At 29.3% G+C, this 19,763-nt stretch carries 19 protein-coding genes and 1 tRNA gene; 18 read left to right on the forward strand and 2 right to left on the reverse strand.

Annotation, left to right across the window (positions count from 1 at the left end; all coding sequences use genetic code 11):
• The first annotated feature begins 48 nt into the window (after positions 1–48).
• Together HF295_RS00825 and HF295_RS00830 are read left to right on the forward strand one after the other, a co-directional pair.
• A complete protein-coding gene (locus HF295_RS00825; RefSeq protein ID WP_312031948.1) occupies positions 49–1,443 on the forward strand; it encodes an amidohydrolase in 1,395 nt (464 codons plus the stop codon).
• 52 nt (positions 1,444–1,495) lie between these two features.
• Positions 1,496–1,582, forward strand: a tRNA-Leu gene (locus HF295_RS00830).
• Positions 1,583–1,631: 49 nt separating this feature from the next.
• On the opposite strand, the gene HF295_RS00835 is transcribed toward HF295_RS00830, so the two are convergent.
• The gene (locus HF295_RS00835; protein WP_312031949.1) at positions 1,632–2,426 is read right to left on the reverse strand and encodes a carbon-nitrogen hydrolase family protein; all 795 of its coding nucleotides are present in this window, start codon (positions 2,424–2,426) and stop codon (positions 1,632–1,634) included.
• Positions 2,427–2,514: 88 nt separating this feature from the next.
• Here HF295_RS00835 and HF295_RS00840 point away from each other — a divergent pair, with 88 nt between their 5' ends.
• From HF295_RS00840 to HF295_RS00905, 14 genes are all read left to right on the forward strand, one after another.
• Positions 2,515–3,138, forward strand: coding sequence for a Crp/Fnr family transcriptional regulator (locus HF295_RS00840; protein WP_312031950.1), 624 nt, complete (start codon positions 2,515–2,517; stop codon positions 3,136–3,138).
• 51 nt (positions 3,139–3,189) lie between these two features.
• Positions 3,190–4,392, forward strand: coding sequence for a DUF438 domain-containing protein (locus HF295_RS00845; protein ID WP_312031951.1), 1,203 nt, complete (start codon positions 3,190–3,192; stop codon positions 4,390–4,392).
• Positions 4,389–4,751, forward strand: coding sequence for a YbaN family protein (locus HF295_RS00850; protein WP_312031952.1), 363 nt, complete (start codon positions 4,389–4,391; stop codon positions 4,749–4,751). The genes HF295_RS00845 and HF295_RS00850 overlap by 4 nt, the downstream gene beginning before the upstream one ends.
• Before the next feature lie 79 nt (positions 4,752–4,830).
• Complete coding sequence (gene trxB, locus HF295_RS00855; RefSeq protein ID WP_312031953.1) at positions 4,831–5,739, forward strand: thioredoxin-disulfide reductase; 909 nt, start codon at positions 4,831–4,833, stop codon at positions 5,737–5,739.
• Positions 5,740–5,749: 10 nt separating this feature from the next.
• Positions 5,750–6,700 carry an ABC transporter permease gene (locus HF295_RS00860; RefSeq protein ID WP_312031954.1) on the forward strand — a complete coding sequence of 317 codons (951 nt, stop codon included), beginning with the start codon at positions 5,750–5,752 and terminating at the stop codon, positions 6,698–6,700.
• A gap of 119 nt (positions 6,701–6,819) precedes the next feature.
• Positions 6,820–8,148 carry an aldehyde dehydrogenase gene (locus HF295_RS00865; protein ID WP_376739676.1) on the forward strand — a complete coding sequence of 443 codons (1,329 nt, stop codon included), beginning with the start codon at positions 6,820–6,822 and terminating at the stop codon, positions 8,146–8,148.
• A 1-nt stretch (position 8,149) separates the two neighbouring features.
• Entirely contained in the window at positions 8,150–8,800 is a 651-nt protein-coding gene (locus HF295_RS00870; RefSeq protein WP_312031956.1) for a Pr6Pr family membrane protein, read from the forward strand.
• Positions 8,778–9,953 (forward strand): PAS domain-containing protein, encoded by a 1,176-nt coding sequence (locus tag HF295_RS00875; protein ID WP_312031957.1) that lies wholly within the window; start codon positions 8,778–8,780, stop codon positions 9,951–9,953. Before HF295_RS00870 ends, HF295_RS00875 begins: the two co-directional genes overlap by 23 nt.
• An 84-nt stretch (positions 9,954–10,037) precedes the next feature.
• Positions 10,038–11,231 carry a pyridoxal-phosphate dependent enzyme gene (locus HF295_RS00880; protein WP_312031958.1) on the forward strand — a complete coding sequence of 398 codons (1,194 nt, stop codon included), beginning with the start codon at positions 10,038–10,040 and terminating at the stop codon, positions 11,229–11,231.
• A 109-nt stretch (positions 11,232–11,340) separates the two neighbouring features.
• On the forward strand, positions 11,341–12,660 hold the full coding sequence (locus HF295_RS00885) for an O-antigen ligase family protein (RefSeq protein WP_312031959.1): 1,320 nt from the start codon (positions 11,341–11,343) through the stop codon (positions 12,658–12,660).
• A complete protein-coding gene (locus HF295_RS00890; RefSeq protein WP_312031960.1) occupies positions 12,647–13,570 on the forward strand; it encodes a cation diffusion facilitator family transporter in 924 nt (307 codons plus the stop codon). The genes HF295_RS00885 and HF295_RS00890 overlap by 14 nt, the downstream gene beginning before the upstream one ends.
• A gap of 9 nt (positions 13,571–13,579) precedes the next feature.
• Entirely contained in the window at positions 13,580–14,656 is a 1,077-nt protein-coding gene (locus HF295_RS00895; protein WP_312031961.1) for a hypothetical protein, read from the forward strand.
• 4 nt (positions 14,657–14,660) lie between these two features.
• Positions 14,661–15,452, forward strand: coding sequence for a heparan-alpha-glucosaminide N-acetyltransferase domain-containing protein (locus HF295_RS00900; protein ID WP_312031962.1), 792 nt, complete (start codon positions 14,661–14,663; stop codon positions 15,450–15,452).
• Between the two features lie 12 nt (positions 15,453–15,464).
• Complete coding sequence (locus HF295_RS00905; protein ID WP_312031963.1) at positions 15,465–17,072, forward strand: class I adenylate-forming enzyme family protein; 1,608 nt, start codon at positions 15,465–15,467, stop codon at positions 17,070–17,072.
• A 44-nt stretch (positions 17,073–17,116) separates the two neighbouring features.
• On the opposite strand, the gene HF295_RS00910 is transcribed toward HF295_RS00905, so the two are convergent.
• Positions 17,117–17,689 carry a TetR/AcrR family transcriptional regulator gene (locus HF295_RS00910; protein ID WP_312031964.1) on the reverse strand — a complete coding sequence of 191 codons (573 nt, stop codon included), beginning with the start codon at positions 17,687–17,689 and terminating at the stop codon, positions 17,117–17,119.
• 207 nt (positions 17,690–17,896) lie between these two features.
• Between HF295_RS00910 and HF295_RS00915 the strand changes: the two genes are divergently transcribed.
• Both HF295_RS00915 and HF295_RS00920 read left to right on the forward strand, forming a co-directional pair.
• Entirely contained in the window at positions 17,897–19,060 is a 1,164-nt protein-coding gene (locus HF295_RS00915) for a hypothetical protein (protein ID WP_312031965.1), read from the forward strand.
• A gap of 146 nt (positions 19,061–19,206) precedes the next feature.
• Positions 19,207–19,761, forward strand: coding sequence for a nucleotidyltransferase family protein (locus tag HF295_RS00920; RefSeq protein WP_312031966.1), 555 nt, complete (start codon positions 19,207–19,209; stop codon positions 19,759–19,761).
• Positions 19,762–19,763 lie beyond the last annotated feature (2 nt).

Raw genomic sequence — 19,763 nt, forward strand, 5'->3', positions numbered from 1 at the left:
GATAAAAGCCTATAAGAAATTATAGGCTTCTATTATATGGAGGATATTATGAGACTACCGGGCTTTATAGATTCACATTTGCATGTGTTAGGGATTGGTTATTTTGAATCTATTGTTGATTTATCTCAATGCCAATCCATTGAGGATCTTATCAATTTATTAAAGAAGTATACTAATAGACCAATGATTATTGGAAGAGGTTGGAATCAAGACCAGTTTTCTGAAAAGAGAATGGTAAGCAAAAATGATTTAAATGAAGTTTCTAAAGATATTCCCATCATGGTCACAAGAGTATGTGGGCATGTCATTGCAGTTAATGATAAAATGCTTGAATTAGCAAATATCCACGATAAATCGAAGCAAATACTAGGGGGTCATTTTGATTATGAATCAGGTATTTTTTCTGAGAAAGCATTGTCATTAATCCATAGGGTTATACCAAAACCTAATAAGGAATTGTTAAAGGAATACTTTCTTTTAGCAGATAAAATTTTAATAAAAAATGGAATTACTGCAGTTGCTAGTGATGATTTTTGTGTTTTTGAAAATTCTTATGAAGAAATTATTGAAGTATTAAAAGAACTTTACGATCAAGGATTAATGAAAGTGAAAATAACTGAACAAGTGAATCTACCTTTAGATAAGTTAAAAGACTTTATTGCAAAGGGCTATGTTCGAAAGCAAATTCATCCTAAATTTAAAATGGGTCCTCTTAAAATTTTAGCTGATGGATCTTTGGGTGGAAGAACTGCTGCTTTATTAGAAGACTATAGTGATTCCCCAAATGAAAAAGGAATACTTACCTATACTGACGAAGAATTATTTGATTTAATCCATTTGGCGGATATACATGGTATGGACACAACCATACACGCCATTGGTGATTTAACGACTAAGCAAGCTATTCAAACCATTGCTAAATCAATGAAAATAAGTCATAGATATGAACACGCTCATGCTATTATTCATGCGCAGTTAACTAGAAGCCATCAAATTCCATTAATGGAAAAATATAATATAGGAGCCATTGTTCAACCTATTTTTATCAATACTGATATTAAAATTATTGAAGATAGATTGGGTTATAGAACTAATGATGTTTATTTGTTTAAATCTATGTATAATAAGATTAGATTAGGTTTTTCAACGGATGCTCCTATTGAACCTGTTAATCCATTTTACAATATATACACAGCAATGACTTATAAGAGTATCAAATATCCAAATGAGAAATCACTTAATGAAAATCAATGTTTTACTTTGAAAGAAGCACTTGATTCATATACCGTCAATAATTTAGATTTCATTTATCAAGACCAATTAGATTCAAATGATTACATTCTTATTGATAAAGATATTTACCATATAAGTACTGAAGAAATAAAAGATATAAAGGTCCTTAAAACTTTTATCGATGGAGAAGAAGTTTTTTCAACAAATTAATTAAATTATACTTTTATATTTTATCAATATATTGTATAATATTCTTTGACGTGCCGGTATGGTGGAATTGGTAGACACGATGGACTCAAAATCCATTGCCCTTAAAAGCGTGTCGGTTCGAGTCCGACTACCGGTACCATAAAAAGAAAAATAATCTCTTAGCTTAAAAACTAAGAGATTTTTGTTTTCTATAAGTCAACTTGATTTTTTATTATTGGTATAGATTTCCTTGCTTTTTCAATATCATCTAAGTTAATTTCTGTATCAATGATACCTTGTTTTTCATCTAGATCTTTAATGATTTTTCCTAAAGGATTAACGATTAAGGAATGACCATAAGGTTCATAAGTTCCAAATGAATCTCTAGCAGGACTTGCTCCTACAAAGAATAATTGATTGTCTATAGCTCTTGCTTTAAAGGTTGTGTACCAGTGCATTGGTCCAGTGTAGGTATTAAATGCCGCTGGGACAAAAATAACTTTAACATCTTGTTTTTGAAGCAGATAAGCAAGTCTTGGAAATCTTATGTCAAAGCAAATCATTAAGCCCATTTTTCCAAATTCTGTATTAAAAGTAACAATCTTTTTTCCAGAAGACAATACTTCATTTTCAGAAAAAGAATGACCATTAGGATAAACAACTGAAAATAGATGTATTTTTCTGTATTTAGAAATTAAAGTACCGTTTCTATCATAAACAAAGGATGAATTATATATTTTGTTTTCTGATATTTCTGGAATAGAACCTCCAATGACATATGTATTATATTTAATTGCTAAAGCTTTTAAATAGGCTAAAACTTCTCGATTATCTCTTGATGATGTATTCTTAAAATACTTTAATTCATAGGGTGTTGTGAACATTTCAGGAAATACAATAAAATCATAAGATGTTTTTGATAATTCATTTTCAAGAGTAAGTAAATTCTTAATATTTTCTTCAATACTTTCATATACTTTATTTTGAATAACGCATATTTTCATAAAGACCATCCCCCAATACTATTTTATCATAGATAATTAATAAGGAAACTTATTTCAAAAATAAGAGTATATCATATATAATAAACATATGAAGAAAAATTGTGCCAATTGTATTTATGGGAATATCCATTCTCAAGAGATAGTTTTAGAAGATAAGGCAATATTATTTCTTGAAGGACAAAGCTTAAAACATGTGTATTCAATCAACCAAGGTTATATTAAAATGAGTAAGTATACCGAAAATGGTGATGAGTATATTATTGGAGTTTTGGGGCCTGGAGATTATATTGCTCTTTTAGCTTTGCTTCAAAATAAAGAGACTTACATTGCATCTGCGACTGCCTTGTCTAAGGTCGAACTAAGATCTATGGAAAAAAATGAAGTACTAAAAGCTTATCAATCAAATCAAAAATTTAAAGAAATGTGTTTGAATTGTGCCATCACAAGATCCAATTTATTTCATAATCAACTATCCATATCAGCCAATACAGATATCAAAGAAAAAATTATATTAATCTTATCGAACTTAGCCAATAAATTTGGTTACATTAATAACAAGAAAATGTACATTGACCTGCCATTTTCTAAGACAGTATTGGCAAACATTATTAATGTTAGAAGAGAAACGCTTTCTAGATATCTATCTGTATTACAAAACGAAAAAATATTGAGTGTCAATAAGAATCAATATATATTACATTATGTGATTTAAATCACAGTCAAAATTGTATTACTCATTTATACTTATATCGAGGTGAATAAAATGAGTGAATTTATAAATAACCAAACTTTAGAAAGACAAGTTAAATTAAAAGACTTAATTAAAAAAATCCACCAAGGCATGCCTTTAGAAGAGGCTAAAGTCTTATTTAAGAAAGATTTTCAAGAAATATCTACAGATGAAATCGTTAAATTAGAACAAGCTTTAATGGATGAAGGTATGAGTATGGATGAAGTACAAAGCCTTTGTGATGTCCATGCAGCAGTGTTTGATGGGTCGATTACAGATATTCATAAGCCGAAATCAATGATGAAAATACCTGGACATCCTGCTAAAGTTTTTTCTGATGAGAATCATAGAATATTGCAATTAATTGAGGAAGAAATACAAGCCTATCTAGGTAAAACAGATCCCAACTCCTTCCTGATGTTAAGAATAGGTTTCGAAAGACTAATGGAAATTAGTAAACATTATGAAAGAAAAGAAAATTTATTTTTCCCTGCATTGGAGAAAAAAGGTATTACATCTATACCTAAGGTTATGTGGGGTGTAGATGATGAAATTAGAGCAGATCTCAAGGAAGTTAAATCTTTATTAGATGACAAATCATCTAATTATCAAGTCATTGAGAAGAAGATTTTAAATGTTTTAGAACGAGTCAAAGACATGGTAATGAAAGAAGAGAATATTCTATTACCTAAATTAAGTGATATCATGACTTTTTATGATTGGATTATGGCAGACAAGGCAAGTGATGAAATAGGATATTTCCTAGAAAAACCTAAAGAGTCATGGGCTGTGAAGGAAGTAAAACAGGAAGAGGAAGATACAGTTCAGGGTGAAATTAAGTTTGATGCTGGGCATTTATCACAAATTGAATTAAATTCAATCCTTAATACATTGCCTTTAGATATGACTTTTGTAGATAAAGATGGTCATGTTAAATATTTCACTCAAGGAAAAGAACGAATTTTTAATCGTCCTGTGACAATTATTGGAAGACATGTTTCTTTATGTCATCCTCCAAAATCGGTTCATATCGTTGAAGATATCATCGAGAGTTTTAGAACTGGGAAAAAGGACCATGAAGATTTTTATATTCAGATAAAAAACATGTTTGTTTATATTCGTTATTTTGCAGTAAGAGATAAGTTAGGACAATACCTAGGTACTTTAGAAATTACACAAGATATAAAACCTATTAGGGATTTAGAAGGTGAAAAAAGATTGGTGAATGAATCTTGAGAATTCTTTATCTTAGTTTAGGGAGTATATCATTAGCCTTAGGTACTTTGGGAGTTATTTTACCTGTTTTACCGACGGTGCCCTTTTTACTACTGACAACTTACTTATACTCTAAGTCATCAAATAAGTTTCATCAATGGTTTATATCTACTAGAATTTATCACTTATATATTGAAGGATTTATCCAGGATAGATCAATGACAAGAGAGCGAAAATGGGCCTTGTTATTATTTGTTGATATAATGTTGGCTTTAAGTTTTATACTAGTAGATAGTATCCTTGTTAGAGGATTGATTATTTTGATATTTGTTACTAAACACTATTATTTCTATAAGTATGTCAAAGTCATAAAACCATAGTTTTTCTATGGTTTTTTCTTTCCTATTGAGATAAAACAATTTTATGATACAATATTTATGGAAACAATAGGGGGACCATATGGAAAATATACTAGATGTTGTTATTATTGGTGCTGGACCTGGTGGATTGAGTGCAGCAATATATGCTAAAAGAGCCATGTTAAATTTTGTTATTCTTGAAAAATTTCTACCTGGTGGAGGCATAGCCAATACATTTGAATTAGAAAATTACTTAGGTGTTGGGCGTGTTACCGGCCTAGAAATGTCAGATATGATGTTGAATCATGTTCATGCCTTAGATATAGAAATACAAAGTGAAGAAGTCAGAGAAGTAGAGTTCAAAGAAGAACTTAAAACTGTAGTCACAAATAAGCATACTTACAAGACAAAAAATATTGTGATAGCTACTGGAGCTTCTCCAAGAAAACTTGGTTGTGAAGGTGAAGAAAGACTTTTTGGTCGTGGTGTATCTAATTGTGCTACTTGTGATGGTTTTATATATAAAAATAAGAATGTAATGGTTGTTGGTGGCGGTGATGTTGCTGTTGAAGATGCCTTGTACCTATCAAGAATGGTAAACAAAGTATATTTAGTACATCGAAGAGATGAGTTAAGAGCAGTAAAATCACTTCAAGATAGATTATTTAAAATCGAAAATGTTGAAATATTATGGAATCATGAATTAAAAGAGATACAAGGTGAAGATTTTGTAGAAAGAGCATTAATTTATAACAATAAAAGTAATGAAGAAAAAATTATTTCTGTAGAAGGGATTTTTATAGCAGTAGGTTATAATCCTAATATAGATTATTTAGGTGATGGTCTAGATCAAACTCCCCAGGGCTGGATAAAAACAAATCAAAACTGTGAGAGTTCAATAAAAGGTGTATATGCAATTGGTGACATCAGAGATACAATATTAAGACAAGTTGTGACTGCCGTGAGTGATGGTGCAATTGCAATTTCAGACATCAGTAAGAATTTATAAGAGTTGAATTATGGTTTGGTATATTATCAAAAGAATCATCTTAGTTATTCTTGCTTTGTTTGTTATTATGACCACAGTTTTTATCCTTACTAGAGTATCAATGTTACAAATTTGGTCCTTGCCACACCCAGTAAGTGAAGATTTTAAGATTGCATGGAATGACTATAAAATTTATCTCGATAATATCGTTAGTAGATGGGATTGGGGTGAAGATAAGTATTATACTCCTATTTGGGATTTAGTTTTAGAAAAAGCAAAGGTATCCTTAAAATATAACGTGATTGCTTTTGTTTTCTATTTCTTTGGTGGGGTAAGCTTAGGAGTTGTCGCTGCATATTATAAGAATAAAACTGCGGATTATTTAATTTCTTTGTTTTCTATGTTATTTAATTCGATACCTGGATTTGTTCTCATATTCTTTTTAATCTTATTATTTGGATATCATTTAAAGTGGTTTCCTCCACAAGAACCTTTTCAAAACGCAAGTTTATATAGAAAATTCTTGGGTTTTTTTATTCCTGTATTAGCTCTATCTTTGGGACCTATGGGTAAAATTGCTCAAACAGTTAGAGGTGAGATTTTGGATTCAATGCAATCGCCTCAGTATTTATTATTAAGAGCAAAAGGACTAACAAAAAAACAAGCCTTTATTAGACATGGTATTAAGGATAGCATGGTGGTAATGTTGCCAGAAATTGTGCCTTTATTTGTTTATGTAATTAATATGTCATTTGTGATTGAATACACCTATAATATCAATGGATTGGCTAATTTATTCTTCAATGCCTTAATAAGTTTTGGTGGTGCAAACAATTCCATTTATGTGAATACACAAATTGCTGTTCCTGTTGCGGTATTGCTTGTAGGTGTAATTATGATATTTTCTTTAATTTCTGATGTTACTCTTGCTTTTGTTGATCCAAGAATAGCGATAAGATCAAAAAAATCTAAAAAAATATAGGAAGAAGATACTTTTCTTCCTTTTTTAATCTTATTGTTTAGAAAAAAACTTAATGTTATAATATTGGTGAGGTGAGTAAATTGATAAAAAATATTGTTGAAAATCAAAGAACCTTTTATATGACTCATGTAAGTAAGCCCTATGAATTTAGAAAAAGAGCATTAAACTTACTCTATGAATCAATTCTTCTTCATGAAGATCAAATCAAAGAAGCCCTATTAAAAGACTTGAATAAATCTTCTGGAGAAGCATATTTAACTGAAATAGGTGTTACTTTAAAAGAAATTAAATACTTACTAAAAAATCTCAAGAAATTTATGAAAACTAAATCAAGAAAAACAGAAATAACTAATTTTCCTGCTAAAAGTTTTATATCCCCACACCCATATGGTGTGACTTTGATTATGAGTCCTTGGAATTACCCTATTTACTTAAGCTTAGCTCCTTTAGCGGGTGCTATAGCTGCTGGTAATACCGTAGTGCTTAAACCTAGTAACTACAGTTCCAATACTGCTGATGTTATTGAAAAATTAATCCTGGCTGTTTTCAATGAATCCTATATTGCTGTTGTTAAAGGTGGTAGGGAAGAAAATCAAGATTTATTAAATCAAAAGTTCGATTATATTTTCTTTACAGGAAGTACTAATGTAGGAAAAATAGTCATGGAAAAAGCTGCAAAAAACCTAACTCCAGTTAGTTTAGAATTGGGCGGAAAAAGTCCTACTATTGTAACCAAAGAAGCTAAATTAGAGTTGGCTGCGAAAAGAATTATATTTGGAAAACTTATTAATGTTGGACAAACCTGTGTTGCTCCTGATTATGTCATAATAGATCAGGATATAAAAACAGAATTTATAGGGTATTTAAAAAAATATATTAAAGAATTTTATGGCGATAATCCTCTTGAAAATGAAAACTTAGGAAAAATTATTAATCAAAAGCATTTTTTAAGATTAAAGAACTTAATGACTGATATGACTATAGCTCACGGTGGACAAAGTCAAGAAGAAACTTTAAAAATAGCGCCAACCATCCTAGATGAAGTTTCTTGGAATGACCCAGTTATGCAAGAAGAGATATTTGGTCCTATATTACCAATCATTACATATAAATCATTAGATGATGCTATACAACTTATTCAATCAAAGCCACATCCATTAGCCTTATATTTGTTTACTCAATCAAAAACTGAAATTAAGAAAGTTCTTAATGAAGTTCAATTTGGTGGCGGTTGTATTAATGATACCATTATGCAAGTTGCCAGCGATTATTTACCTTTTGGTGGTGTTGGAGATAGTGGCATGGGTTCATATCATGGGAAAGCTAGTTTTGATACTTTTACTCATTATAGATCAGTGATAAAGAAATCCAATTTAATCGATATACCATTGAGGTATTTTCCAATCTCAAAAGCTAAGGAAAAAATTGTTAAAAAGGTGCTAAAGTGATATGAATAAATTATATTTTCACCAGGCTTTTAAGTTTTTAATTGTTTTATCAAGTGCCTTAGGTGTGATTTTGGCTATAGTTCACGCTGATGATTCATTATATCCCTTGACATATTTTACCAATCAATCTAATTTACTAGTATTTTTAATTTACTTTTTTTATATTTTCTATTATAAAAAATATCAAGAAAAATGGATTACAATTATATACCAAGTAGTCTTGGCTATAGTCTTGACAGCGATAGTATACCATTTAATGTTAAGACCTTATATTGATCCTAAGACTTTTGGTGTTAATCCTTTTACTGATTTACTTGTCCATACTGTAACTCCAATATTGGTGGTTGTTGAGAGAATTATCTTTGGAAAAAAAGGTATCTTGCAAAGAAAACAAGCTTTATTATGGTTAACTTTCCCATTCTTATATTACCTTTTTGTACTTTTGTATGGTTTCTTAGGAGGAAGTTTCCATGCTGGAACAGATTATGAATCTAAATATCCATACTTCTTTTTAAATATCAAAGAAGAAGGCATAGGATATTTCTTCTTTGTTATATCATTAATTTTAATGATTGGATATTTAATGGTTTTTATCAATCGCGTACTTTTGAATAGAAAGAGAAATGATCATGGAATTATTAAAGCTAAATAAAGATAGAATAAAAAAAATCGATTTATTTATGAAGAGATTGATTGAGTCTACAAGGACTGAAGAAAAAGTAAAAGTCTTTAGGGAATTTGAAAAAGATATAGAAGAAATGACGCCTTTAGACATGTTTTATTTGCATAATTATGGAGATAAAACCGATTTATCAATCAATGAAATTAAATCAACAGCCAATAAATTTGTGAATGTTTTTTACAAAGGCTTGGAGAAATATTCAAGAGATTTTAATCATATTTTATTAAAAAAATTATTTGATGAAAACCAAAAAATGGAAGAGCATCTCAATGTTTTAAAAGAGTACTATAAGAGTAAAGATATAAAAAAATATAAAGATGAATTGTTAGAGGGTTTTAAAAAGTGTTTAGAATTTGAATTAAAATTTATTAAATTTGAAAATATTATTTTTCCTCAGTTAGAACATAAACTACCTTCAACAAAACCCTTTGAAGTTTTATGGAGTTTACATGATGATGCTAGAAGTCAAATTAAAGACTTGATTAAATTACTAGAAAAAGATCTTGTTGATGAACGTTTAATTATTGAAAAAATAGGTGCATATTATTATTTGGTTTTTGGAATTAACCAAAAAGAAAGATTAATAATTATGCCTTTACTTGAAGAACTGCACACAGAAGCAGAGTTAAATGCTTTATATAATGAATGTATAGATTATGGTTTTGTATTTATGGGTGAACAAAGTAAAATAAAAGTAAATATACCTACCATAGATGAAAATCAATTTGTCTATAAGTCAATCACTGGTCAATTAAGTCAGCTAGAATTATCACTTATATTAAACAAAATCCCTATTGATATTACATTTGTTGATAAAGATGATAAGGTCACATATTTTAATAATAGAAAGGAAAGACATTTTCCTAGAAATCCTTCAGTTATTGGTAGACTCGTTAAACATTGTCATCCGCCAAAATCTGTTCATATCGTTGAAGAAATAGTTGAAGATTTTAGAAATAACCGTAGAGATTCAGCTGAATTTTGGATTGAAATAAGGGGTGTGTTTCTTTACATCACGTATTATGCGCTTAGAGATCAACAAGGACAATATCAAGGAGTTTTAGAAGTGTCTCAGGATGTTAGCCACATCAGATCTTTGCAAGATCAAAAAAGATTGCTATAAATGGGCACCTTTAAATTGGCTCACAAATATGTTATAATGGAAATGATGACTTTGGTCATCATTTTTTTTTAGGAGGTCAATTAAATGAAGAAAATTGGAAAAACACCATTATTAAGAGCAAGGAATATTGAAAAGAAGTTAGGCGTAAAAAGAATTTATCTTAAGTTGGAAGGTGCTAATTCTACTGGTTCAAAACAAGACCGTTTTGTTGAGAGAATAGTGTATTCTGCCATAAGTCAAAATAAAAAAATTATAGTGGCAGAAGGATCTAAACCCTATTTAAAATCATTATCTTTTTTCACTGATTTATATCATATTAAATTGAAAGTGATTCAATATAAGAACCAAAAATGGAAGAATTCATTAGGAAGTCATGTTATCGTCATCGATCAAAGTCATCAAACAAAGTCATCTGTTGAAAAAAATATAGATATACATATGGACAAGACAAATGATTTTAGAGCTATTGAAGGACTAGATCACAAGGGTTTAGCTGAACTAGCTTATAAAGAAATAGCTGAAGAAATGATAGATAAGATGAAGAAACCTGCAACTAGTGTTTTTTATACCCATAGTAAAGATTATCATGACAGTATTTATAATGGCTATTTAATGGATTCAATGAAAAGTCAAAATCCCATGCCTGAAATTTATACTATAGAAGAAGGGAATTATGATAAAGATTTAATTACGACCGACTTATTGGATCAAGCATATCGCTTACTTTCTAGAACTGAACATTTAAAATTGAAGAAAAAACAAGCGATAGTACTTGCACATTTTATTGCAAAAGTTAACCAAGGAGATATTTCAGATGGTGAACATATCATAATATTAGAACAAGCAAAAACAAGATTACAAATGACTCGTCTTGAAAACTTTAATGAGATTTCAAAGGATGAAATATTATCATATGTTGATCATTACTTGGATCGCTATTCTGATCCTTTAGAAGAAGCTAGTGATGCATTGGATAACGCTATAGATAAAGGCTTTATACTGATTGCATCAAGAGATGATTCGATTGATGGAGTATGTATTGTTGTCCATACTGGATTTGACCATTTTATTCCAACTTATCACTTAGCTTATATTGGGACTAACCCTAATAGCAAGGGTAGGGGATTAGGTACTGAACTTATAGAATATGCAGTTAATTTAAGTGATGGTAATATTTCTTTGCATGTTGATTTAGATAATTATAGGGCAAAAAAATTATATGAAAAAATGGGTTTTAAACACATTTACAATCGAATGATTTTTCAAAGAGAAGAATAAAATTTAATATCTCGTTAAAGACATTTTCATGATATCCAAATGAAAATGTTTTTTTTCAATATTTTGTGTTAAAATATGGTAGAATATCTTATATAGAAAGAGATTTTATATGCGAGCAGATAAGATTTTTAATAGTATATTTTACTTTTTATTTTTAAGTTCAATAACTTTATATATTTGGATTAATCATCTTGATTTTATTGGCATGGGTATTTTTGTTCTTGTCAGTTTTTTTGTTTTGGTTTTTGTCAAAAATACCATTCATGCATTTCCTTATTTCTTTAATATGTTATTTATGATTAGTCAGACTGAATGGAGCCTTGAAAGTATACCTATATTTTTATATGCTTTACCTATTATTTTAGCTATTGGTTTTATCATTCATTATATTCGATTTAGGGATGAATGGTTTAAAGGCATTTTGACTAAACCTATGTTATTAATGTTTGTGGCTATGGCTTTATCCATTTTTAATTCACAAATTTTGGATCTCAATTTCGTTTTTTATTTAGTCATTGGATCATTTTATGTTTTGTTATATGTGTTCTTTATTCAAACCATCAAAGGCGATCAGGTTGAATATATCATTAAATTGTTTGTTGTTTTAGGTTTGATGATTTCTTTACAAATTCTAATATATTACATGAATTCAGGAGATATTGCCGAAGCTTTAAGATCTGACAGGGTTAATTTAGGTTGGGGTATTTCTAATTTTGCAGCAACATATTTAATAATGTTTATATCTGCCACAATCTATTATGTGAAAACCAAACCTCAATATATTTTCTTTTCAATAGTTTTAGCCTTTGAAATCCTCATGTTAATCTTTACCTTGTCAAGAGGCGGTGTTTTATCTTTTATTGCTTTGATGCCGTTATTAATTTATTATTTATATCACGGACAAAAAAACAAATTGTATATTACTTTATATATTCTTATAACTTTAATTATATTAGTGACTGTCTTTATAGTGAGAACTGATTTCTTTTTACCTCTATTTGAGAGATTTAAGGATTTGGATTTTAAAGAAGGTAATGGTAGAGTTGAACTTTGGATTCAAGCTTACCATAAATTTCTTGAATATCCTTTAGTGGGGGCAGGATTATTTGCTAGGGTTGAAGGTGACTATTTTGGTTTTTATCATAATACATTTATGCACACTTTGGCATCTTTAGGTCTAGTGGGGATGATATCATTACTTTGGCAAATTATTGTGGTAAGCAAATTATTTTTAAGAAAAATCAATTTAAAAAAATCAATATTATTGATTATTTTGCTTGGAGCAAATATACATGGAATGGTTGATAACGTATATTTTATGCCTCACTTTATGGTTATATTCTTTGCAATAGTTGCTGTTGTAGAAGTAGATGAACACGAACGTTTAAATCAACCCTATATATGGAGGTTGTCAAATGTCAAAAAATAGGCCTATGAAATCTGAAAAAAGAATGTTTTTATCTTTTATTCTTAATTTCATTTTTACAGTTTTTGAATTTTTTGGTGGACTAATTACCGGTTCAATTGCTTTGTTAAGTGATGCGGTTCATGATTTGGGTGATTCTATTTCAATAGGTGTTGCTATAATTCTCGAAAAAAAATCAAAGCAAAAACCTGATTATAAATACACTTATGGTTATTATCGGTTTTCTTTGTTAGGAGGATTGATTTCATCTATTATATTGATAGTTGGATCAACCTTAATCATTTATAGGGCCATAGAAAGGCTATTTAATCCTCAAGATCTTATGAATCCTGAGTTATTAATTGTATTTGCTGTCATTGGTGTTATAGTAAATGGTTTGGCTGCTTTTAATGCTTCAAAAGGACATAGTATCAATGAAAAAGTGATTTCATTACATTTGCTAGAAGATGTTTTTGGATGGGTTGCTTTATTAATAGCGGCCTTACTCATTAATATTTTTAATATACCTATTATTGATACTATTTTATCTTTATTATTTAGTATATATATTATCATTCACGTTGCTAGAAATTTAAAAAGTATCTTAGAAGTGTTTTTAGAGAAAGCTCCAAAATCTCCAAAAATATCCCAAATTAAAAATTCGCTTGTGCAAATTGATGATGTGGTTGATATTCACCATGTTCATTATTGGACTTTAGAGGGGTCCATACCAATTATTACCTTACATGTTACACTTAAGTCAGGGCAAGAAGATCAAAGTATAATTAAAATTCAAAGAGAAATTCATTATAAGCTTCACGACTTAGGGATTGATCACGCTACGATTCAAATCGAATTTGAAGGACTAGAATGCGTTGGTGAAGACTGCTCAAATATTAATGTAGAAAATAATCATCATCACCATCACCATTAAGGAGGTCACATGGATTTATTCTTAGAGCAACTAAAAGAGAGACTTTTAGATCATGATATTAGTGATAAACTTCTAAATCAAATTTTAAGTGATTATCAAAAGAAAATTGAAAAAAACCCTAATAGTGTTGATGATGTCGGAGTTGTGACAGAAAAACTGATTAAAACCTATGATTTAAAACTTAAAGAAGATACAAATAGAGAGATATCGACTATCATTGCTTTTGCCCCTTTTATTAGTATAGTTCTATATTTATCTTTAGGATTCTTTTTTGATTTATGGCATCCTGGTTGGCTTGTTTTTATAGCTGTACCTATTATTTTATTGATTTTCTCGGTTTTTCATGATGATATTTCTTTAGGTTTCTTAGCTTTAATTCCTTTTATCATAATTACCAGTTATTTCTTTGTTGGCTTTTATTTTGGATTATGGCATCCGACTTGGTTGATTTTTATGTTATTACCAGTGATAGGCGTTTTTTCAAGATATAAGAAAAGATCATTAAAATTTTTGCTATACACCCTAAGTCCTTTTCTAACCATATCTATATATATTATTCTTGGAAGCCAATTCCATTTATGGTCCAGATTATGGGTTATCTTTCTAATAGTACCTATGTTGGCTTGCTTAGAAGAAGAAAATAGAAAACGATTATTTATATGTGAAGGATCTTTATCTGTAGCTTTAATCGTTGGTATTGTTACTCCATTTTTCACACCTTTATGGAGTTTATCTTTTATTGGTTTAGCAGTTCCCTTAATTGCAATGGTAGCTATGGGAGAAGATAGTATCATTAAATTTAAAAAAGATAATATTATTGATTTGGCTTTATTCATTGCTTTAAGTGTCATCTATGTAGTCTTAGGAATAGTTTTTAATGCTTGGGCATATGCATGGATGATTTTCCTAATTTTTCCTGCTTATGAGATTTTAGATCAGTCACCTAATCATTTTAAATTTTATTATATAATGCCCTTTATTTCTATTGCGATATTCTTCTCATTAGGTTATTTTCTTAATGGATGGGCTTATTCTTGGACAGCTTTTTTAATAATACCTATACTTATTTTTGTAGAAAGAGACTAACTATATGACAAATAAAAAACGGATATGGGAATTAGATTTTTTAAGAGGATTAGCTATTATTATGATGGTCTTTGATCATATCATGTATGATTTTGCTTATCTGCCTGGTTATTTTTCCAATTTTTATGATGTGAATCATCCATTGTTTAACTGGCTCAATGATTTTGCTAGATTATATTGGAATTCTACGTTAAGGTTCTTTGGTAGAGAATTCTTTGTGCTTTTATTTTTACTTATTTCTGGGATTAGTTTTACCTTTAGTAAAGATAATTTTAAGCGTGGTGGTAAAATGTTAGCTGTTGCATTGATAATCACTTTGGTGACATATTTGATTGATCAAGCTTTAGGCTTTGGAGTTCTCATTATTTTTGGTGTTATTCATATGTTTGCAGTTAATACCTTAATCACTGCGTTGATAAGGAAATTCATAAAAAGTGAGATTATTATATTATTCATTGGTATGTTGATTATTACTTTGTCAATTATTTATGACTTATTTAACGTTTATTCAATAAGCTTATCATTGCAAACACTTCCTAAAATCATCATTGGTATCAATTCTTTTGGTGCTGACCATTTTGGAATATTACCTTACTTAGGTATTATATTGATTGGTACAGTCATTGGAAAAATCTTTTACCAAAATAGGGTATCATTAATACCACAAGTTGAAATGAAGGAAAACAATATTTTTAGAATAGCAGGTCGCTATTCACTCTATATTTATGTTTTACATCAACCATTAGTCTTAGTTTTGGTTCTTGGATTTGCATACTTATTTGGATATAGATTCTAAGGAGAGATAGAAATGAAAGTAGATTTAACGTTATATCAAACATTATCAAAATCAGCTTCAAAGTATGGTCATAGAAACGCTTTGCTATTTAGAGGAAAGTATCTTTCATATGATGAACTTATGCGTAAGATTGATTATTTAGCTACTGGTTTATCTGAATATGGATTAAGTAAAGGAGATTCTATAACCTTTGCCATGCCAAATGTTTTTGAGGCAGTTTTTGGTTTTTATGCAAGTTCTAAATTGGGTTTAAAATGTCATATGGTTCATCCAGTGACTCCTGTAATTCAAATGAAGAAATATATGCTTGAAACAAAGAGTAAAACTTTGGTTATACTTGATACTTTTTTTGATCATTACAAGGATTTATTGGAAGACCAAGAAATTAATATTTTCTTAGTGAATCCAATGACAGAATTCAATGTAGTCATGAAAACTATATATAAGCTAATTAATCGAAAAAAACTTAAAATCCCTCAAAATTTACAAGTTAGAAAGTTTAGTGACTTGTATATTAAACAAGTTGTAAATGTCAGCAATATAAATCCTATGTCCACTGCAGTATATCTTCATAGTGGGGGTACTTCTGGACAACCAAAAACCATAGAGTTGTCTCATCAAGCCATAAATTATTTAGCTGACCAAACTTCTTATATTATGGATATTGATGATTTTGAAAATTTACATATGCTTGCTGTACTTCCTATGTTTCATGGTTTTGGGTTGTGTATGGGTATTCATGCTATGCTCATTAATGGTGGTGTGAATACATTGATGCCTAAATTTAATGCTAAGGAAGCAGTTAACTTAATAGCTAAGAATCAAATTAACTTTTTAATAGGTGTACCTTCCCTATTTGAAAGTTTGTTAAAACAAGCAGCTTTTAATTCTGAAAAAATGAAACATGTCAAACAGGCTTTTATTGGTGGAGATTACGTCAGTATGGACTTGAAGAAACGTTTTGATGAACAAATGATGAAGAATCAATCTCCTGCAAGATTATTGGAAGGCTATGGTTTAACAGAAGTTGTGACTGTTTGCTGTGTCAATACACTAAAAGAACATAATCCTTTATCGGTTGGAAAAGCACTTCCAGGTATCGAAATCGCTATAAAAGCTTTAGAATCAGAAGAAATATTAGATATAAATCAAGATGGCGAAATTATTGTGAGTGGTCCAACCAATATGAACGGTTATTTAAATGATACTAAAGCTAGTCAAGCAACTTTCTTTAAATACAATAATAAAATTTGGGTAAAGACTGGCGACTTGGGTTACATTGATGAGAATGGCTATATTCATTTTAAACAAAGGTTAAAACGTATCATCAAAGTATTGGGTATTCCAGTACTACCAGGTGAAATTGAAAACTTCTTGATGGATTATGAGCAAATCAGTGAAGTATGTGCAGTATCAAAAACTGATGATGAAAAGGGTAATGTCGTTAAATTATTTATTGTTTGGAATGATGAAAATAGTATTCTTGAAGAAGCTGAAATTAAGCAAGCAATTAAAGATAATATATCCGTTTATGCTGTTCCTAAAGAAATCGTTATTCTCAAGGAACTACCAAAGACTGTGATTGGAAAAACTGATGTCATTGCTTTAGAAAAAATGTAATAAAAAAAACTCTTAAATCGACGATTTAAGAGTTTTATTTATGTCTAAAATAATCTTTGGTCTAAGTTTTTAAAATAGAACATTACAAGATCTGATAGTAGAATTTTAATTTTTTGTTGATTATCAATATTGGTCTTAAAAATATAAAATACAGCTTCAACGAAACTCTTTGATATTACTTCTAAGAAAGACCGAGTGAATTGACCTGGATAATATTCACTTAAACTAGTAATTATTAAATTCTCAATTTGAGATTTCAGTTTATGATGATGAGTACCAGAAGAATTAAAAATCATAATGAAAATTTCTTTGATGTAAGGGTTAGTCACGTGTATGACATATTGAATAATTTTATCTAACTCTTCCTTAGAGTGAATTTTCTTCAAGTTCGTATTCTTATCAAAGTCAGCCAACAGATCTATCGCTTGTTGGGCAGGAATAAGAATGGCGTTAAATAAGGACTGTTTATTTGGGTAGTACCTATAGATGTTTCCTACTGTAATATTCGCATTTTTAGCGATGTCTCTCATATTTGCTGATTGATAATCTTTATTATAAAATTCTAAGATAGCACTTTCTATGATGGCTTCTCTAACACTTTCTTTTAAAACTTGCACGATAAACCTCCTTTATCATGAAGATTAGATAAATTGAATTCATTTATCTACCCATATTATACAAAAATAATCATGCTTATGCAATTATTTTGGTTTGACATAAGTCTAACAATCTTAAATAAAGATAAATTGAACAAAAACAGTGTCTATTATTGACAGGCCCTATTTTTAGTTATATAATTTTAATATATATTGAGAGGTGGGTTTATGAAGAAATTTTTTGGAAACATCTATATTTTTGTAGCATTGTTACTATCTTCATTGGTGGCTGTTCCTTGGAACAATTTTTCTGTGTGGGGATTGGATATTGATTTCTTATTGACATTAAGAAACAATGAATTTAAAATCAAACTTGGTATTTTGATTTTTATATTCATTGTAAGTTTAATTTTCCTTTTTGTTACACGAAGTGAGTTTAAGAAAAATAAAAAAGTAACAAGAGTTCCTAGTTTCGCCGCAACTGTTCCATTGCTAACTTACGGCTTTGCCTTTTTAAGTCATGTAACCTACGTCATCTACTCAAATACTAATTTAGCATTAGGAATTGGCATGAGCAATTTAAATTCAATTTTATTAATTGCTGGCGGAGCATTGATTGTTTTATCAATTATATTTATACATCTATTCATTCGTTCATTTAAAAATGTTAAAAACCGAGGAAGATTAATCTACTTTATTTTATTCTCACTTTACGCTGGAATTTTTGCTGCAGCAGCGTACCTTTTTAGAGTTTATAGGACGAGTAATTACACAGGAATGAGCGCCAAATATATGGCTTTAATGATACCAATTATGTTAGTCTTATATATCTTCCACTTAATTATTGTTATCAAAAAATCTCATGAAGATTCTTTAGAAAGTAATATTAATGAAGAACCTTTAGATGAAATTATTATTTCAGAGAATCAAGAAATCGCATCTAAAACAAATAGAATTAACGATGACTTATATCAAGAAGTCAAAGTAGATCCTGAATTCTCTAAACAAAACAAACAAAGAAGTAAACCAAATTCTATTGAGTATTATATAGAAAAACCAAAAATGTTCAAACCATTGAATCCTACTTTTGATAAACTTGTTGCGCATGTAAGGGAATTTCCAGATGTTATTAGTAAATTAGAAGAAGACAAGATTACTTTCTATGTGGCAAGAAGACCATTTTTGGTCTTAATGAATTATGGCGATTATTATCGAATGGCCTTTAGGTATGAATTAGAAGAAGGTATCAGGCTAATCATTAAGTATCCTACAATTTCTAAGAATAAGTCTACTAGAGAAGAGCTTTGGTTTAAAGCAAATAATTATGGAGATCTTCCGAAAGAAGTCATTTATAAAATAGTTAAGAATGCTTATGATGTTGTTTCAAATTAAATAAATATGAGCCGATAAGACTTGTCTTATCGGCTTTTTCTTTAATTAATTAATGAATTATTTTTAAATACATATAGTATGGATTTAATATATATGTTATAATAACTGTTAAAGAATTTAGTAAAATCCATTTTTAGAAGGTTTTTATGACGGACGGAATTATTCTTGCGGGTGGCTATTCTAAGCGACTCGGACAAAACAAAATGAATATTATTTTTAAAAATAAACCAGTCATTATACATACCATTGAACATATGAAATCAGTATGTGAGAATATTTATGTTGTGACAGGTTTTTACCATGACGAAATTAAGAAAGTTCTTAAAGATTTAGATGATATTCATCTAATCTATAACCCTGATTATGAACAAGGTATGTTTAGATCAATTCAAAAGGGTGTAGAATGCGTTGAAAATGACTTTTTTATCATTCCGGGAGATTATCCATTGGTTGATAAATCAATATATGAAAAAATGAAGCTAGGCCATGCGGGGATACGTGTGCCTAGCTTTTCTTTTAAATTAGGTCACCCTATATATTTTGACTACTCTTATAAAAAGATGATTTTAAATACTAAAAAACAGGATTTAAAATCTTTTAGAAACCAATACAATTTTGAAATAATCGAAGTGAATAATTCATCAATTTTATTTGATATAGATACTATGGATGATGTAAAAATATTGAAAGAAAAGGAGTGATA

Source organism: Hujiaoplasma nucleasis (assembly GCF_013745115.1).
Taxonomy (GTDB): Bacteria; Bacillota_I; Bacilli_A; order Izemoplasmatales; family Hujiaoplasmataceae; genus Hujiaoplasma; species Hujiaoplasma nucleasis.

Coding starts and splice junctions, on each gene's coding strand:
- HF295_RS00825 (WP_312031948.1), top strand. CDS start 49: ATGAGACTACCGGGCTTTATAGATTCACATTTGCATGTGTTAGGGATT.
- HF295_RS00835 (WP_312031949.1), bottom strand. CDS start 2,426: ATGAAAATATGCGTTATTCAAAATAAAGTATATGAAAGTATTGAAGAA.
- HF295_RS00840 (WP_312031950.1), top strand. CDS start 2,515: ATGAAGAAAAATTGTGCCAATTGTATTTATGGGAATATCCATTCTCAA.
- HF295_RS00845 (WP_312031951.1), top strand. CDS start 3,190: ATGAGTGAATTTATAAATAACCAAACTTTAGAAAGACAAGTTAAATTA.
- trxB (WP_312031953.1), top strand. CDS start 4,831: ATGGAAAATATACTAGATGTTGTTATTATTGGTGCTGGACCTGGTGGA.
- HF295_RS00860 (WP_312031954.1), top strand. CDS start 5,750: ATGGTTTGGTATATTATCAAAAGAATCATCTTAGTTATTCTTGCTTTG.
- HF295_RS00865 (WP_376739676.1), top strand. CDS start 6,820: ATGACTCATGTAAGTAAGCCCTATGAATTTAGAAAAAGAGCATTAAAC.
- HF295_RS00870 (WP_312031956.1), top strand. CDS start 8,150: ATGAATAAATTATATTTTCACCAGGCTTTTAAGTTTTTAATTGTTTTA.
- HF295_RS00875 (WP_312031957.1), top strand. CDS start 8,778: ATGGAATTATTAAAGCTAAATAAAGATAGAATAAAAAAAATCGATTTA.
- HF295_RS00880 (WP_312031958.1), top strand. CDS start 10,038: ATGAAGAAAATTGGAAAAACACCATTATTAAGAGCAAGGAATATTGAA.
- HF295_RS00885 (WP_312031959.1), top strand. CDS start 11,341: ATGCGAGCAGATAAGATTTTTAATAGTATATTTTACTTTTTATTTTTA.
- HF295_RS00890 (WP_312031960.1), top strand. CDS start 12,647: ATGTCAAAAAATAGGCCTATGAAATCTGAAAAAAGAATGTTTTTATCT.
- HF295_RS00895 (WP_312031961.1), top strand. CDS start 13,580: ATGGATTTATTCTTAGAGCAACTAAAAGAGAGACTTTTAGATCATGAT.
- HF295_RS00900 (WP_312031962.1), top strand. CDS start 14,661: ATGACAAATAAAAAACGGATATGGGAATTAGATTTTTTAAGAGGATTA.
- HF295_RS00905 (WP_312031963.1), top strand. CDS start 15,465: ATGAAAGTAGATTTAACGTTATATCAAACATTATCAAAATCAGCTTCA.
- HF295_RS00915 (WP_312031965.1), top strand. CDS start 17,897: ATGAAGAAATTTTTTGGAAACATCTATATTTTTGTAGCATTGTTACTA.
- HF295_RS00920 (WP_312031966.1), top strand. CDS start 19,207: ATGACGGACGGAATTATTCTTGCGGGTGGCTATTCTAAGCGACTCGGA.